This window comes from Mycobacterium sp. ELW1 (assembly GCF_008329905.1).
GTDB lineage: Bacteria > Actinomycetota > Actinomycetes > Mycobacteriales > Mycobacteriaceae > Mycobacterium.
Genome location: NZ_CP032155.1, coordinates 3,059,009 through 3,074,657, shown reverse-complemented (window position 1 = coordinate 3,074,657; position 15,649 = coordinate 3,059,009). Strand labels below are relative to the sequence as shown.

At 67.7% G+C, this 15,649-nt stretch carries 15 protein-coding genes; 8 read left to right on the top strand and 7 right to left on the bottom strand.

Features of this window, described 5'->3' with window-relative positions; genetic code table 11:
• Window positions 1-71 precede the first annotated feature (71 nt).
• Both D3H54_RS14430 and D3H54_RS14425 read left to right on the top strand, forming a co-directional pair.
• Complete coding sequence (locus tag D3H54_RS14430) at window positions 72-1,589, top strand: CoA-acylating methylmalonate-semialdehyde dehydrogenase (protein ID WP_149379613.1); 1,518 nt, start codon at window positions 72-74, stop codon at window positions 1,587-1,589.
• A 27-nt stretch (window positions 1,590-1,616) separates the two neighbouring features.
• The gene (locus tag D3H54_RS14425) at window positions 1,617-3,002 is read left to right on the top strand and encodes an aspartate aminotransferase family protein (protein WP_149379612.1); all 1,386 of its coding nucleotides are present in this window, start codon (window positions 1,617-1,619) and stop codon (window positions 3,000-3,002) included.
• Window positions 3,003-3,035: 33 nt separating this feature from the next.
• Here D3H54_RS14425 and D3H54_RS14420 read toward each other — a convergent pair whose 3' ends face one another.
• The 3 genes from D3H54_RS14420 to D3H54_RS14410 form a co-directional block, all read right to left on the bottom strand.
• A complete protein-coding gene (locus tag D3H54_RS14420) occupies window positions 3,036-3,383 on the bottom strand; it encodes a hypothetical protein (protein WP_149379611.1) in 348 nt (115 codons plus the stop codon).
• Window positions 3,384-3,437: 54 nt separating this feature from the next.
• On the bottom strand, window positions 3,438-4,622 hold the full coding sequence (locus D3H54_RS14415) for an acyl-CoA dehydrogenase family protein (RefSeq protein WP_149379610.1): 1,185 nt from the start codon (window positions 4,620-4,622) through the stop codon (window positions 3,438-3,440).
• A gap of 80 nt (window positions 4,623-4,702) precedes the next feature.
• The gene (locus D3H54_RS14410; RefSeq protein ID WP_149379609.1) at window positions 4,703-5,251 is read right to left on the bottom strand and encodes a cysteine hydrolase family protein; all 549 of its coding nucleotides are present in this window, start codon (window positions 5,249-5,251) and stop codon (window positions 4,703-4,705) included.
• A 133-nt stretch (window positions 5,252-5,384) separates the two neighbouring features.
• Here D3H54_RS14410 and D3H54_RS14405 point away from each other — a divergent pair, with 133 nt between their 5' ends.
• A complete protein-coding gene (locus tag D3H54_RS14405) occupies window positions 5,385-7,913 on the top strand; it encodes a glycogen/starch/alpha-glucan phosphorylase (protein ID WP_432246311.1) in 2,529 nt (842 codons plus the stop codon).
• On the opposite strand, the gene D3H54_RS14400 is transcribed toward D3H54_RS14405, so the two are convergent.
• Both D3H54_RS14400 and qcrB read right to left on the bottom strand, forming a co-directional pair.
• Window positions 7,910-8,860 (bottom strand): zinc-dependent alcohol dehydrogenase, encoded by a 951-nt coding sequence (locus D3H54_RS14400; protein WP_210419698.1) that lies wholly within the window; start codon window positions 8,858-8,860, stop codon window positions 7,910-7,912. The genes D3H54_RS14405 and D3H54_RS14400 overlap by 4 nt on opposite strands.
• A gap of 24 nt (window positions 8,861-8,884) precedes the next feature.
• Window positions 8,885-10,510: a cytochrome bc1 complex cytochrome b subunit gene (gene qcrB, locus D3H54_RS14395; protein WP_149379608.1), complete on the bottom strand. Its 1,626-nt coding sequence runs from the start codon at window positions 10,508-10,510 to the stop codon at window positions 8,885-8,887.
• Window positions 10,511-10,688: 178 nt separating this feature from the next.
• Here qcrB and D3H54_RS14390 point away from each other — a divergent pair, with 178 nt between their 5' ends.
• Genes D3H54_RS14390 through D3H54_RS14380 form a run of 3 tightly spaced genes read left to right on the top strand, consistent with a single transcriptional unit; the run spans window position 10,689 to window position 12,882 of the window.
• On the top strand, window positions 10,689-11,696 hold the full coding sequence (locus tag D3H54_RS14390; RefSeq protein WP_286199241.1) for a DUF3533 domain-containing protein: 1,008 nt from the start codon (window positions 10,689-10,691) through the stop codon (window positions 11,694-11,696).
• A 17-nt stretch (window positions 11,697-11,713) separates the two neighbouring features.
• On the top strand, window positions 11,714-12,694 hold the full coding sequence (locus D3H54_RS14385) for an MOSC domain-containing protein (RefSeq protein ID WP_149379607.1): 981 nt from the start codon (window positions 11,714-11,716) through the stop codon (window positions 12,692-12,694).
• A 2-nt stretch (window positions 12,695-12,696) separates the two neighbouring features.
• A complete protein-coding gene (locus D3H54_RS14380; protein ID WP_149379606.1) occupies window positions 12,697-12,882 on the top strand; it encodes a hypothetical protein in 186 nt (61 codons plus the stop codon).
• 10 nt (window positions 12,883-12,892) lie between these two features.
• Here D3H54_RS14380 and D3H54_RS14375 read toward each other — a convergent pair whose 3' ends face one another.
• Together D3H54_RS14375 and D3H54_RS14370 are read right to left on the bottom strand one after the other, a co-directional pair.
• Entirely contained in the window at window positions 12,893-13,849 is a 957-nt protein-coding gene (locus D3H54_RS14375; RefSeq protein ID WP_149379605.1) for an enolase C-terminal domain-like protein, read from the bottom strand.
• Between the two features lie 12 nt (window positions 13,850-13,861).
• Entirely contained in the window at window positions 13,862-14,761 is a 900-nt protein-coding gene (locus tag D3H54_RS14370) for a mycobacterial-type methylenetetrahydrofolate reductase (protein WP_149379604.1), read from the bottom strand.
• Between the two features lie 130 nt (window positions 14,762-14,891).
• On the opposite strand from D3H54_RS14370, the gene D3H54_RS14365 reads away from it, so the two are divergent.
• Together D3H54_RS14365 and D3H54_RS14360 are read left to right on the top strand one after the other, a co-directional pair.
• On the top strand, window positions 14,892-15,122 hold the full coding sequence (locus D3H54_RS14365) for a hypothetical protein (protein ID WP_149379603.1): 231 nt from the start codon (window positions 14,892-14,894) through the stop codon (window positions 15,120-15,122).
• Window positions 15,123-15,189: 67 nt separating this feature from the next.
• A complete protein-coding gene (locus tag D3H54_RS14360; protein ID WP_149379602.1) occupies window positions 15,190-15,621 on the top strand; it encodes a Fur family transcriptional regulator in 432 nt (143 codons plus the stop codon).
• Window positions 15,622-15,649 lie beyond the last annotated feature (28 nt).

The following is a 15,649-nucleotide window of genomic DNA, read 5'->3' as shown; positions in this document are numbered from 1 at the left end:
TAAGAGACGGTAGGACTTCATTGACATATCGTCGGCCGCGACCTGGGTGATCGTGCACCAGAATCGCTGGTATGACCCTCACAGCGCCCAACACCCGCGTCCGGACCATCGCCCACTGGGCCGACGGGAAGAACTTCGCAGGCAGCAGTGACCGGACGGCCCCGGTGACCAACCCGGCCACCGGCCAGGTCACCGGACAGGTCGCGCTGGCCGACGTCGCCGACGCGCAGGCGGTCATCGCCGCCGCGGCCGCCGCGTTCCCGGCCTGGCGCGACACCTCGCTGGCCAAGCGCACCACGATCCTGTTCGCCTTTCGCGAGTTGCTCAACGCCCGCAAGGAAGAGCTGGCCGCGATCATCACGGCCGAACACGGCAAGGTGCTCTCCGACGCTCTCGGTGAGGTCAGCCGCGGCCAGGAAGTCGTCGAATTCGCCTGCGGTATCTCGCATCTGCTCAAAGGCGGGATGACCGAGAACGCCTCGACCAACGTCGACGTCGCCTCGATCCGCCAGCCGCTCGGCCCGGTGGCCGTCATCAGCCCGTTCAACTTCCCCGCGATGGTGCCGATGTGGTTCTTCCCCATCGCGATCGCCGCGGGAAACACCGTGGTGCTCAAGCCTTCTGAGAAGGATCCCTCGGCTGCGCTGTGGATCGCGAACCTGTGGGCCGAGGCCGGACTTCCGGCCGGTGTCTTCAACGTCCTGCAGGGTGACAAGGTCGCGGTCGACGAACTGCTGACCAACAGGTCCATCAAGGCCGTCAGCTTCGTCGGCTCGACCCCGATCGCGCAGTACATCTACTCGACCGCGACCCTGCACGGCAAGCGCGTGCAGGCCCTGGGCGGCGCCAAGAACCACGCGGTGATCCTGCCCGACGCGGACCTCGACCTGGCTGCCGACGCGATGGTCAATGCCGGCTTCGGGTCGGCCGGTGAGCGCTGCATGGCGATCTCGGCGGCAGTCGCGGTCGGCCCGATCGCCGACGAGCTGGTCGCCAAGATCGCCGAGCGCACCGCGACGTTGAAGATCGGCGACGGCACCCGCAACACCGACATGGGCCCGCTGGTGACGAAGGCCCACCGCGACAAGGTGGCCTCCTACATCGACGCGGGCGAAGCCGACGGCGCGACCATCGTCGTCGACGGCCGCGGCACCCCGGTCGACGGCGGAGCTGACGGCTTCTGGCTGGGCCCCACCCTGATCGACAACGTGACCCCCGAGATGAGCGTCTACACCGACGAGATCTTCGGTCCGGTGCTGTCGGTGGTCCGGGTGGACACCTACGACGAAGCGCTGGAGCTGATCAACTCCAACCCGTACGGCAACGGCACCGCGATCTTCACCAATGACGGTGGCGCGGCACGGCGTTTCCAGAATGAGGTCGAGGTCGGCATGGTCGGCATCAACGTGCCGATTCCGGTTCCGACCGCCTACTACAGCTTCGGCGGCTGGAAGAGCTCCCTGTTCGGCGACACTCACGCCCACGGCACGGAGGGCGTGCACTTCTTCACCCGTGGCAAAGTGGTGACGACGCGGTGGCTCGATCCCTCCCACGGCGGCATCAACCTCGGCTTCCCCCAGAACCACTGAGCACCACCGAGCTCGAAAGAGGCACGCATGACGACGACCGAATCTCACCTCCTGCCCAACGGTCAGGACCTCGATAGCGCCCGCGCCGAAGCTGCCCGGGCCTACGAACTGGACCGTGCGCACGTCTTCCACTCGTGGTCGGCGCAGGCACAGATCAAGCCGATGACGGTCGTCGCGTCGGACGGCTCCTATGTCTGGGACGGCGACGGTAACAAGCTGCTCGACTTCTCCTCGCAGCTGGTGTTCACCAATATCGGCCATCAGCACCCCAAGGTCGTCGCCGCGATCGCCGAGCAGGCCGCGAAGCTGTGCACGATCGCGCCGCAGCACGCCAACGCCGCCCGCTCCGAGGCGGCCCGGCTGATCGCCGAGCGCACCCCCGGTGACCTGAACCGGGTGTTCTTCACCAACGGCGGTGCCGACGCCGTCGAGCACGCCGTCCGGATGGCGCGGCTGCACACCGGGCGCTACAAGGTGCTCTCCCGCTACCGCTCGTACCACGGCGGCACCGACACCGCGGTCAACCTCACCGGTGACCCGCGGCGCTACCCCAACGACTACGCCAGTTCCGGTGTCGTGCACTTCAACGGCCCGTTCCTGTACCGCTCGTCGTTCTTCGCCGAGACCGAGCAGCAGGAGTCCGAGCGTGCACTGGACTACCTCGAGCGGCTGATCCAGCACGAGGGCGCGGACTCGATCGCCGCGATCATCCTGGAATCGGTGCCGGGTACCGCCGGCATCATGGTGCCGCCGCCCGGATACATGGCCGGCGTGCGCGAGATCTGCGACCGCTACGGCATCGTGTTCATCGCCGACGAGGTGATGGCGGGCTTCGGCCGGACCGGAAAGTGGTTCGCAATCCAGAACTTCGACGTGGTGCCCGACCTCATGACGTTCGCCAAGGGTGTGACGTCGGGGTATGTGCCGCTGGGTGGCGTGGCCATCAACGACGCGATCTACTCGACGTTCGCCGACCGCGCCTACCCCGGTGGGCTGACCTATTCGGGGCATCCGCTGGCCTGCGGTGCCGCGGTCGCGACGATCAACGCGATGGAAGACGAAGGCATGGTGGCCAACGCCGCCCGACTCGGCGAGCAGGTGCTCGGACCGGGTCTGCGCGAGCTGGCAGCCCGCCACCCGTCGGTCGGTGAGGTCCGCGGACTCGGCGTGTTCTGGGCGATCGAGCTGGTGGCCAACCAGCAGACCCGCGAACCGCTGGCGCCCTACGGCGGCTCGAGCCCGGCCATGAACGCGGTGCTGGCCGCGTGCAAGTCCGGCGGGCTGCTGCCGTTCGCGAACTTCAACCGGATCCACGCGGTGCCGGCCTGCAACATCAGCGACGCCGAGGTGGCCGAGGGACTGGCCATTCTGGACAAGGCGCTCGATGTCGCCGACGGGTACGTGACTGGCTAGTCCGGCGCGGCCTGATAGGGGCCTAATAGGGCCCTAATAAGGCGTGGTGTGCTGGGTCAGGACGAACAGGAACAGGCCCAGGCACATCAGCACGTTGATCGCGATCAGGATCGCGACGAACACTATGGCGCCCCGCACGCAACGCCGTTGCGCGCGACCGACTTTGGAGCGTCGCTGCTCGCTGCGAAGCTGAGTTGCGGTCAGCGCGAACGTCACATCGACGAACTCGTCCTCGGTGGCCGCCTGCCCCATCGCGATCTGCTGCAGACGCTCGGGCGGGATCCCGACGCCGACGCCGGCGAAATTCCGGCTCAGCCGTTTGAGCTGTCGGGGACTACTCGTCTGGTTGGTCGGCAGCCGCGGATCGGACCAGTCGGTCATAACCGTTGGACATTAGTGCGGCCGGACCGGCGCCGCGCGGAAAATGCCGGGGCGTCACAACCCCGGTTGGTCCTCGATGATGCCGAGCCAGATCTGCGCCACATCGATGGCGACCTTCTCGCTGATGAACGCGTGCTGGGTGCCGGTGTAGATGTCGCGGAACGCCCGCTCGAGACGGCTGCCCTCCCGGATCGACGTGGTGCCTGCCGCCAGGTGCGCCCACTCGGCGGCCTCGCGTGCCACGTCGGTGGCGTACACCGCGGCCACCCGCATGTCGGCGCGCAGCCCTGGGGTCAGGTCCTCGCCGGCAGCGACCGCGGCCTCGGCGGTGCCGAACGCATCCAGCACGAGCAGCCGCGCCGCCCGCCACGCCGCGACGTGGTGTGCCAGCCCCTTCTGGAAGGTCGGCCGGCTGGCCAGTGAGGCCATGTCGCTCATCCGGAACTTGGTGGCCGCCAGTTCCTCGACGTCGTCGAGCATGCTCTTGGCCACGCCCAGGGCCCACGCCGCGTGGCCGGCCGCCGTCACCGGCATCAGCCCCATCCGGGTTGCCGGCGAGCTACCCCGGTGCGGTGAGCTGGAGAACAGTGGGAAGGTCCGGCTGGCCGGCACGAAAACATCCTCGACGCCGTAGTCGTAGGACCCGGTTCCCTTGAGGCCCTGGACATGCCAGCCGTCCTTGAACACGACCTCCTCGCGCGGAATGACGGCCACATGCATCTCCGGCAGGCCGCCGGGCCCCATCACCGGCTGGCCGTCCACCATCGGGAAAAACCCGGCGCAGACATACTCGGCGTGACCGGTGCCCGACCCGAAACTCCACGATCCGGTCACCCGGTAGCCGCCGTCGACCACGACGCCCTGGCCGTTGGGGAAGAACTGGCCGCCCATCGTGACGCGGTTGTCGTGCGCGGTGAAGACTTCCGCGAAACCCTCGTCCGACAGGTAGGCCGCGGCGGCGAACGACGACGGCAGGTTGGCGATCCCGATCCAGCCGAACGAGCCGTCCTGCCAGGCCATCTCGATCCAGGTCTCGATCATCTCGGCGAACGACGGCTCCACGCCGCCCGCCGCGACCGGATTGAACGACGACATCAGTCCGCTGGCCCACATCTCGTCGACGATCGACGGGGCGATGGTGCGCAGCCGTTCGGACTCACCGGCCTGTGCAACCACCAACTCGCGCATCCCGCGGGCCAGCCCGAACGGCCGGGTCTTCGAGTCAATTGTCGACGTCATCGTCATGTCCGATCTGCGTTCCGCACGGTAGTGAACACTTTTGAAAGAATGTATAGCGCGGTTGCGCTCGGCGGAAGCGATTACCAGACGATGTCATCGGCGAGTGCCGACTGCGCTGTTCGCCCCGGCGCGCTCTGCTGCGACCAATACAGGTTGGTGTGGGCGATCACCTGCTCGGGCGGCGGGGCGCCCCATTGCGAGAGGTCCTCGGTGGTGTGGGCATCGGCGACCAGGGTGACGTCGTAGCCGCGCACGAAGCCGCCGTGGATCGTCGAGCGGATGCACTGGTCGGTCTGGGCGCCGGCCACGACCAGGTGTCCGGCGCCGAGGGCGGCGAGCGTGGCTTCCAGCGTGGTGTCCTCGAATGAGTCGCCGTAGTTCTTGGCGATCAGCGGCTCGGTCTCGTCCGGGGTCAGTTCGGCGACGATCTGCCACTGGTCGCTTCCCTCGGGTAATTCCGCATCGGCGTGCTGAATCCACACAACCGGGACGCCGGCATCGCGGGCGCGGTCGACGAGCCCGGCAATCCGGGCCACGATGGCGTCCCGGTCGTGGGCGTGGGCCACGACGCCGTCTTGCACGTCGATGACGAGCAGGGCCGTGTTCGGCCGATTCACCAACGTGGGCATGCCAGCGATCGTAGGACGAGCGGACCAACAGTTCACGGGACCGACTCATGGACCTCGCCTCGCTGAAATACGACCGTGCCAAACTGCTGGTCCCGTACGAGATCGAGAAGTGGTCTGGGACCAGGAGAACGCAATGACCGATGTGGTGAGCAGTGCACCCGGTGACGTCGCCGACCGTGACGGGGGCATGAGCCCGTCGCAACCGCACGAACACAGCCGGACGGGATTGTCGGCCGACGCGCTGCACCGGGCGATCGCCGATCACCTGGCGTACTCGATCGCCCGCCCGCCGAGCGTGCTGACCCCCGAGCACTACTACCGCGCGCTGGCCCTGGCGGTGCGCGACCGCATGCAGCAGCGCTGGATGGCCACCACCCAGGATCTGCTGCACGGCCCGGCCAAGGTGACCTGTTACCTGTCGGCGGAATTCCTGATGGGTCCCCAGCTCGGCAACAACCTGCTGAATCTGCGCATCGAGCGCCAAGCCCGCGAAGCGCTGGCCGCACTCGGGCAGGACCTCGACGCGATCCTCGCGTGCGAGGAGGAGCCCGGGCTGGGCAACGGCGGCCTGGGCCGGTTGGCCGCCTGCTACCTCGACTCGATGGCCACTCTGCAGCGGCCGTCGATCGGTTACGGAATCCGCTACGAGTTCGGCATTTTCGACCAGGAGATCCAGGACGGCTGGCAGGTCGAGAAGACCGACAACTGGCTGGTGGCCGGAAACCCCTGGGAGATCGACAAGCCCGACGCCAGCTATCTGGTCAACTGGGGCGGGCGCACCGAACAGTACGAGGACGTCGCGGGCAATCACCGGGTGCGCTGGATTCCGCGACGGGTGATCAAGGGCGTCTCCTATGACACCCCGATCCAGGGTTACGGGGTCAACACCTGCAACACGCTGACCCTGTGGAGCGCCCGATCGGTCTCCTCCTTCGCACTGGACGCGTTCAACACCGGCGACTTCTACAAGGCGGTCGAGGACGAGGTCCTCTCCGAGAAGATCTCGAAAGTTCTGTACCCCAACGACGAACCCGAAGCGGGCAAACGGCTTCGACTGCAGCAGCAGTACTTCTTCGTCAGCTCGTCACTGCAGGACATCCTGCGCATCCACACCGAGCGGGCCCGGCTGCCGCTGAGCGCACTGCCCGACAAGTGGGCGATCCAGCTCAACGACACCCACCCGTCGATCGCGGTCGCCGAACTCATGCGGTTGCTGATCGACGAACACCACATGGGCTGGGATGAGGCGTGGGACATCACCGTCGCCACCTTCGCCTACACCAACCACACATTGCTGCCCGAGGCGCTGGAGACGTGGCCGCTGGGCATCTTCGGCGAGTCACTCCCCCGGCACCTGGAGATCATCTACGAGATCAACGACCGGTTCCTCGAGGAGGTGCGCGACAGGTTCCCCGGCGACACCGAGCGCGAGCGGCGGATGTCCCTCATCGGTGAGGACGGCGGCAAGAGCGTGCGGATGGCGCACCTGGCCACCGTCGGCAGCCACGCGGTCAACGGGGTGGCCGCGCTGCACTCCGAGCTGCTGAAAGCCAGTGTGCTGAAGGACTTCTACGAGATGTGGCCGGAGCGGTTCGGCAACGTCACCAACGGAGTCACCCCGCGCCGCTTCCTGGCGCTGTCCAATCCGGGACTGCGCACACTGCTCGACGACACCGTCGGTGACGGCTGGCTGACCGACCTGGACCAGCTGCGCCGGCTGGAGGCCTACGCCGACGACCCGGCATTCCGTGAACGCTGGCGGGATATCAAGCGCGCCAACAAGAGCCGCCTTGCCGAATATGTGCACGCCTCGACCGGTATCGAGCTCGACCCGACCTGGATGTTCGACGTCCAGGTCAAGCGCATCCACGAGTACAAACGTCAGCACCTCAACGTGTTGCACATCATCACGCTGTACAACCGGCTCAAGCGCAATCCCGGATTCGCGATCGCCCCGCGGGCGTTCATCTTCGGCGGCAAGGCCGCACCCGGCTACTTCATCGCCAAGCGGATGATCCGGTTGATCACCGCGGTCGGCGCCACCGTCAACAACGACCCCGACGTCAACCGGTTCATGCGGGTGGTGTTCCTGCCCAACTTCAACGTCAAGAATGCGCATCTGATCTACCCGGCGGCCAACCTGTCCGAGCAGATCTCCACGGCGGGCAAAGAGGCCTCGGGCACCGGCAACATGAAGTTCATGATCAACGGCGCGTTGACCATTGGGACGCTCGACGGCGCCAACGTCGAGATCCGCGAGGAAGCCGGGCCGGAGAACTTCTTCCTGTTCGGTCTCACCGTCGACGAGGTGGAGCAGCTCAAGTCCGACGGCTACCGGCCGACCGGCTTCGTCGAGCGCGACCCCGAGTTGGCCGAAGTGCTCGAGCTGATCGTCGACGGCACCTTCACGCACGGTGACACCGAGGTACTGCGTCCGCTGGTCGACAACCTGCTGCACCACGACCCGTTCCTGGTGCTGGCCGACTACCGCTCCTACGTCGACTGCCAGGCCCGGGTCAGCGCCGCCTGGCAGGATTCCGACACGTGGTCGCGGATGTCGATCCTCAACGCGGCCCGCAGCGGCAAGTTCTCCTCGGATCGCGCGATCGCCGAATACTCCGACGAGATCTGGCATGTCGGCGCGATGCCGGTGAAGCTCTAGGGTTCCAACACCACCTTGATCGCCCCGCTTCGCCGGTCGGACGCAACCCGGAACGCCTCCGCCGCGTCGGCCAGCGGGAAGCGGTGCGTGACGACGGTGGCCGCGATCTCCGGATCTGCGGCCAACGCCGCTGCCGCGTCGATGAATTCGCGCTCGTTGCGCCCTCGGTCGTAGCACATCGAGGCGGTCAGCGTCAGTTCCTTCAGCATCCATGGGATGCCGGGTACCGCTCGGTTGCCGTGCGCCACACCGACTATCGCGACCCGGCCGCCCGGGACGGCACGCCGCACACAGTCGGCCACCGCCTCGTCGGAGCCGACCGCCTCGACGACGACGTCGTACTCGCCTTCCGGTGTCCCGGCGCTTTTCGGAGTTCCGGCGCCGAGTCGCTCGGCGGCTTCGACCTGATGCGGGTGGCGGGCCTGCATATCGACCTCGAGACGCATGGCGCGGGCCGCGGCGACGGCCAGCAATCCGACGCTGCCGCCGCCGACGACCAGGATCCGATCGGTCACGTCGGCGCCGACCTTGCGCAAGGCATGCCAGGAGACCGCCAGCGGTTCCACCAGGCAGGCGTCGGAGACGGGCAGTCCGTCGGGCAGCGGGACAAGGCACTCGGCCGGCACCCGGACGCGGTCGGCGAGGCCGCCGTCGAACGCGACCCCGAGCAGACCGTGCGGCGCACTTCCCCGGCACCGCTGCGGTGACCCGCCGCGGCACTGATCGCACTGCCCGCAGCCCACTGTCGGCTCGACACAGTACGTCTGACCGTCCACCGTGCCGGCGATCTCGTGACCGATCGTGACCGGCAGGCCGAACGACAGCATGCCGAGGTCACTGCCGCAGATGCTGGCCGATCCGACCTCGAGGATCGGCCAGTCACCCGTGGGCTCGTCGACGTCGACGACGGTGGCTGACCCCTGGATCGAGCGGACGGCGCGCATCATCGCTCGATTGTCCAGGAGGCGTCGTCACCGCCCGTGCGCGGATCCGTCGAGCGCCTGACGCTCTTTGAGCGCGGTGCGTGCCCGCTGCTCTGCGGCGTGGGCCGCCTCGGTGAGCGCGGCGTCCTCGTCGGCCGGATCGGCGGTGAGGAAGCTGCCGTGGCCGGTCTTGCCGCCGGAGCCGAGCTTGTTCATCCGCTTGGGCACCGGAGCGCCCTGGTATTCCAGCGCGATCGGGTGGCCGTCGGCGTCGACCGGCCCCAGCGGCTGATGCAACTCGACGTACGCGCCGTGCGGCAGCCGCTTGAGGATGCCGGTCTCGACGCCGTGCTCGAGCACCTCCCGGTCGCTGCGCTGCAACGCGATGGCCCAGCGGTAGGTGATGAAGAAGACCAGCGGCGGCAGCACCACCATCCCGATCCGGCCGATCCACGTCGTCGCGTTCAGCGAGATGTGGAAGGTGTAGGCGATGATGTCGTTCATCGCGCTGTAGGTCAGCACGATGTAGAACGCGATCGCCATGGCGCCGATGCCCGTGCGCACCGGGGCGTCCCGCGGCCGCTGCAGCAGGTTGTGGTGCGCGTCATCGCCGGTGAACCGCTTCTCGATCCACGGGTAGGCGATGAGCACCAGGAAGATGACGCCCATCAGGACGGCGACCGCCACCGCCGCCGGGATGGTGTGGTTGCCGATGTAGATCTCCCACGCCGGCCACAACCGGATCAGCCCGTCGGTCCACATCAGGTAGAAGTCGGGCTGGCTGCCCGCCGACACCTGCGCCGGCTTGTACGGGCCGAGCTGCCAGATCGGGTTGATCTGCAGCAGGCCGCCCATCAAGCCGAGGATGCCGACGGTCACCGCGAAGAACCCACCGGACTTCACCGCGAACACCGGCATGACCCGCACACCGACGACGTTCTTCTCGGTGCGGCCGGGGCCGGGGAACTGGGTGTGCTTCTGGAACCACACCAGCGCCAGGTGAAGACCGATGAGCGCCAACATGATTCCGGGGAAGATCAGGATGTGGATGGCGTAGAGCCGCGGGATCAGGACCTCGCCGGGGAAGTCGCCGCCGAACAGCGCCCAGTGCATCCAGGTGCCGATCACCGGAATCCCGAGGGTGATGGAGGACAGCGCGGCCCGGATTCCGGTACCCGACAGCAGGTCGTCGGGCAGCGAGTAGCCGAAGAACCCTTCGAACATGGCCAGGATCAACAGCAGTGACCCGATCACCCAGTTGGCCTCGCGGGGCCGGCGGAAGGCTCCGGTGAAGAAGATCCGCGCGAGGTGCACCATGATCGCCGCGGCGAAAAGCAGCGCCGCCCAATGGTGTACCTGGCGGACGAAGAGGCCGCCGCGCACCTCGAAGGTGATGTCGAGGGTGGACGCGTACGCCTTCGACATCTCGATGCCGCGCAGCGGTTGGTACACGCCGTTGTAGGTGACCTCTGTCATCGACGGGTCGAAGAACAACGTCAGATAGACGCCCGTGATCAGCAGGACGATGAAGCTGTACAGCGCGATCTCGCCCAGCAGGAACGACCAATGGGTGGGAAAGACCTTGTTCAACTGCCGCCGGACCGCGGCCGACGGGTGGTATCGAGAGTCGATCGCATCGCCTTGGGATGCGGCGAGCGTGGCGGCTGATTTCATAGCGATCCTCCGAAGCTGCGCCCGGGTGAACTGAGCAGGCGTGAGTGGTTCGGAGCCACGTCCGTCGCGGATGGCCGTCGGGACTGTTGGTCATTCTTACGTCAGACTTCTCGGCGCTTCCGGTCGGCGGCGGGCCACCGAGGTAGGTTGATCTGCCATCGCCAGGACGAGGAGTGCTGTGGCCGCAGTGACCGAGGAATCGCCGGACGCTCCCCTGCGCGGATTTCGGCGCATCCCGCTGGAGATCCGCAAGGTCGCCACGGTGCTCGCGATCGCCATCGTGCTGGCGTCGAGCTTCGCCGCGGCCTACACCGTCGCGTTGGGCCGGCCCTCGCCGCGCAACCTGCCCGTCGGCGTCATCGGATTGACGGCTGACACCGCACCGTTCGAGAAAGCGTTGCGCACCAACCCCAATGAGTTCAACGTCCACGAGTACGCGACACGGGAGGCCGCGGTCGCCGCGATCAACCAGCAACGCATCACCGCGGCCATCGACGCCACGTCGAAGCCGCCGCAGCTGTTGTTGTCCAGCGCCAGCGATCCGTCGGGGACGCGCGCGCTGATCCAGCTCGACCAGACCCAACCGGGACAGTTCATCCTGCCGATCGTCGATCTGCATCCGCTGCCGCCGTCCGACCCGGCGGGGCTGGCCACCTTCTATCTCGTCATCGCCGCCACGATCCTGGGCTTCATCACGATGTTCCAGTTGCGGGCCAACGTCAAAACGCTCACCTTGCGACGCTGGCTGCTCAGCATGGCGGTGCTCGCCGTCGTCGGTGGCGCGGCGTTGGCCGTGGTGACCGGCCCGGTGCTGGGCGCGCTGAGCACACCGTTTCCTCAGCTGTGGTTGCTGATCTCGGTTCAGATCGCGGTCGCCGCGTCGTTCAACTCGACCATGCTGGTGTTGATCCACCGATGGGCGATCATCCCGACCTGGCTGGTGTTCATCCTGCTGGGCAATACCTCGTCGGGCGGGGCGGTGTCGGCGTCGCTGCTACCGCAGCCGTTCGCGTTCTTCAACCATGCGTTGCCCAGCGGCGCGACGGTGTCGGCGATCCACGCCGCGACCTACTTCCCGCACAACCAGCGGCTGCTGCCGTTCATCGTGCTCGGCCTGTGGCTGGTGGTCAGCCTGGCCGCACTGATCGTGGCGTCGAAGACGCTCCGACGTTCGCCGGCGGAGTGAGGTTCTAGGCTGAGCAGATGATTCAGGCCGGCCGTATCACCTCGATCTGGCGCTATCCGGTGAAATCGATGCGGGGCGAGCGGGTTGCCGAGGCCGACGTCGGTGACCTGGGGGTGCACGCCGACCGGACCTGGGCGGTGCGTGACGTCGCGTCCGACGCCACCACCAGCGCCAAGCGACTGCCCGGTCTGTTGTGGTTGACGGCGCGCTACGCGCAGCCGCCGGGACCCGACGCCGGGCCCGGACACGCACCGGAGGTGCTGATCGGCTTCCCGGACGGTACCGAAGTGTCCAGCTCGGATCCGGTTGTGCACCAAGCACTCTCGCGATATCTCGACTGTGAGGTGGAACTTCGGCCGCTGCCGCCGATCGATCGTCGCGACGAGTATCGCGGACCGATGGCCACCAAAACCGACCTGCGCACGATCTTCGGACTCGACGATGACGAGCCGCTGCCCGACCTGTCGATGTTCCCGGTGCGCAAGCTGGCGGAGATCAGCCGCTATGCCACCCCGGTTGGCAGCTATGTGGATGCCTATCCCGTGCACATCATCACCGAGCAGAGCCTGGCCACCCTCGGGGCGCTGGCGCCCGACTCCGATTTCGACGTGCGACGGTTCCGCCCGACGCTGGTCGTGGACTCCCCCAGCACCGCCGCCCATCCGGAGTGGGAGTGGTGTGGCGGGCGGCTGCACGCCCCGCACGCCGAGCTTGCGCCGATGATCCCGACCATCCGCTGCGTGATGCCGTCCCACGAGCAACCCGAGCTCAAGCGGGACAAGGAGATCACCCGCACCATCGCCGCGCACACCCGCCGCTGCCTGGGCGTCTACGGCAATGTCACGCGCGCCGGCCGGATCGCCGAAGGTGATGTGCTCCAACTGAATCCACCGAACCGTTCCACCCTGAGCGCCACCGCCGGTGGCGGCGCGGCAACGGTGAAGCGGGCCGTCATGCGGGCGGTGTCGGCGGCCATGCCCAGCGGAAAGAAGGGTTGACCATGCGTCACGTCCTCGGCGGTCTCGGCGTGCTGGTCGCGCTGTTCGGACTGTTGTTCACACTGCAGGGTTTCGGAGCGGTTCAGGGCAGCCCGATGAGCAACACCACGACGTGGTCGGTGCTGGGCCCGATCGTCGTGCTGGTCGGCATCGTGCTGGCCGTCGCGGCCTGGCGTCCGCGCCGCTGAACCGCGGCGCTTAGAGAAGTTCTCGGGCAGTGCGCAGCCGCTCGCGCCACCACGCGATGCGCTCGGCGTCGTCGACGGTGAATTCCGCGAGGCGCTGCAGGTCGGGTGCCGGGGCCGACGGCGCCACCGGCAGGTAACCGTCGGCGGTGATCAGTGCGCGTCCCGCGGGCACGATGTCGCCGGCCAGGGCCGCGGCGGTTCCGAGTCCGCAGGCGAAGGAAAGCTCCGGCAGTACCCCGGCCAGCGCCAAGCCGCTGGCCAGCCCCATGCTGGTTTGATCGGCGCCGGACACCACGACCGGTAGGTCGCACTTCTCGGCGAACCGCAATGCCCGGCGCACGCCGCCCAGCGGGGCGGCGTCCAGCACCAGGATGTCGGCGACCTCGGCCAACGTCAGCCCGTCGCTGCTGAGGTCGGAGACGTCGACCGCCACCCGCACGTCGATCCGGCGCCGCAGCGCGGCCAGTTCCCGTGCGGTCGCGCACGGCTGCTGCACGAATTGCAGACCGACTGCCGCCGTGTCCAGCCTGGGGATCGTCTCGGCGGCGGTGTCGACGTCCCACCACCCGTCGACCAGGCAGCGGATCGACGCGTCCGGTCCGAGGGCGCAGCGGACCGCCGCGAGCCGGTCGGCATCGTCGGACAGACCGGTGACCATCACGTCGGCCGTCTGGCACCCGCTGGCGACGGCGATCGCGGCCGCCTCCTCGGCTCCGACCGCGGGCACCGCGACCGCGACCGGCACCCGGCCGCGGATCGGGTCCGGCCAGCCGACGGTTCCGCCTTCGATGGCCGAGGTCAGCCAGCGGGCCGCGACGAGATCACTGCCCGTGCGGGGCGGGCAGAACTCACCCCACCCCTGCGGGCCTTCGAGGAGCATGCCCTCGCAGCCGCCGAAGCCGCGATAGTCCTCGCGCGCCGGGATCGCGAAAATCGGTGCGCCGTCGAAGTCGATCATTTCCTTCATGGGCTGCGGCCGTCAGGATGCGGATGGGGCCGGCGACCAGTACGCCAGCATCTCGGCGAAGGTGTCGAAGGCGGGGCGGGACATCCCGTAGGTGGCTTCGAAGTGGATGCTCAGCGGGAACCCGAGGTCGGCGACGCCGTCGATGACCCGCTTGTAGAGGTCCACCAGCAGCTGCCGTTTGACCGGCGGCTCGCTGGCGGCGAGCGTGCGGACGAAGTCCTGCTCGGCGGCGACGGCGGCATTGCCCGGGTCCTGGATCAGCCAGTTGATCAGGCCGACCCGGGATTCCACCTTCGGCACGAAGCCGAACGACAACAGGATCTCCGGGCGGTAGTCGGTGGTGGCGGCGAACTCGGTCAGGAAGCCGACGATCGCGTCGGAATAGAGCAGCTGCGTCATCCCGTAGGTGGCGCCCCGGCCGCATTTGAACCCGAACCGGCCGGCTTCCTCGGCCCGGGTCGGAATCAGGATCGCGCCCCGATTCGGGACCAGCTCGGAGAAGATCGTCAACGCGTCGGTGGGTGCCACGCCGGCGCCCTCGCCGTCGTTCATCGTCCGCGGAACACCGACGAAGGCCACGCCCTCCATGCCCGCGTCGAGCAGCGCGGTCAACCGGCTGACCAGCGTCGGCTCGTCCATGAACGCGGTCACCTGGGTGCACAACCCGCGCACGCCGGGCAGCTCCGGTGAGATACGCGACCAGTAGTCGAGGACGTCGAGCTTGGGCTTCATCTCGACGGGCCTGCCGCTGTCCTCCTCGATCATCCCGGGGATCATCACGTGCCGGATCCGGCCGTCGAGTCCGGTCTCGGCGGACAACTGCACGACCTTGCGCGCTTCCTCCAGCATTTCGTCCGGCGTGCGGTCGACGTTGGGCGGCACGAGTTCGAGCGCAACGGTGTTGAGGGGCACGAATCTGCTCCTGACGAGACGACTGATTTCGGGTGCGGTCCGAGGTGGCCGCCGGACGCGATCCGCCGATCACCATACAGAAAGCGCGGTCGCGGCCTTACTGCGCCGCCAAACGCGGTAGCTTTCAGCGATGCAGGGTCCCAGGAGAGCGATCTGGCTGGTCACGCTGGCCGGCGCCGGCGCCGTGGTGTTCCCGGCGTGCGGATCCATGGACAGCGCTCCGGCGCCCACTCCGTCGAGTTCTTCGGTGCAGCCCACCAGCAAGGCCACCCTGCCCGGGCCGAACAGCTTCAGCCCGGCCCCGATCGCGCCCCTGAACCCCACCGTCAACCCGAAGAACGATCCAGCACAAAGCCCCTGACCAGCTCCGCAGGATTCATTTCGGGACAACTCTTGACTGGTTCCAGAAAAGAGACAACTATCAAAACGTGACCTCCGTCTCGGATCTCTCCGACCAGCTGCGGGCAGCGCAGCTGCGGGTCACCCGCCCTCGTCTCGCGGTTCTCGACGCGGTGCACACGCACCCGCATGCCGACACCGACACCATCTTCGGAGCGGTCCGAACGGGCCTGCCCGACGTGTCCCGCCAGGCGGTGTACGACGTGCTGCACGCGTTGACCGCGGCCGGACTGGTGCGGCGCATTCAGCCGTCGGGCTCGGTGGCCCGATACGAGGCGCGGGTGGGCGACAACCACCACCACGTGGTGTGCCGATCGTGCGGTGTCATCGGCGACGTCGACTGCGCTGTCGGCGAGGCGCCCTGTTTGACCCCGTCTGAGCACAACGGTTTCGTGCTCGACGAAGCCGAGGTCATCTACTGGGGACTGTGTCCCGACTGCTCACCGAATGAACCTTCCTGATCACACCAGTGATCACAGCCCATCACCC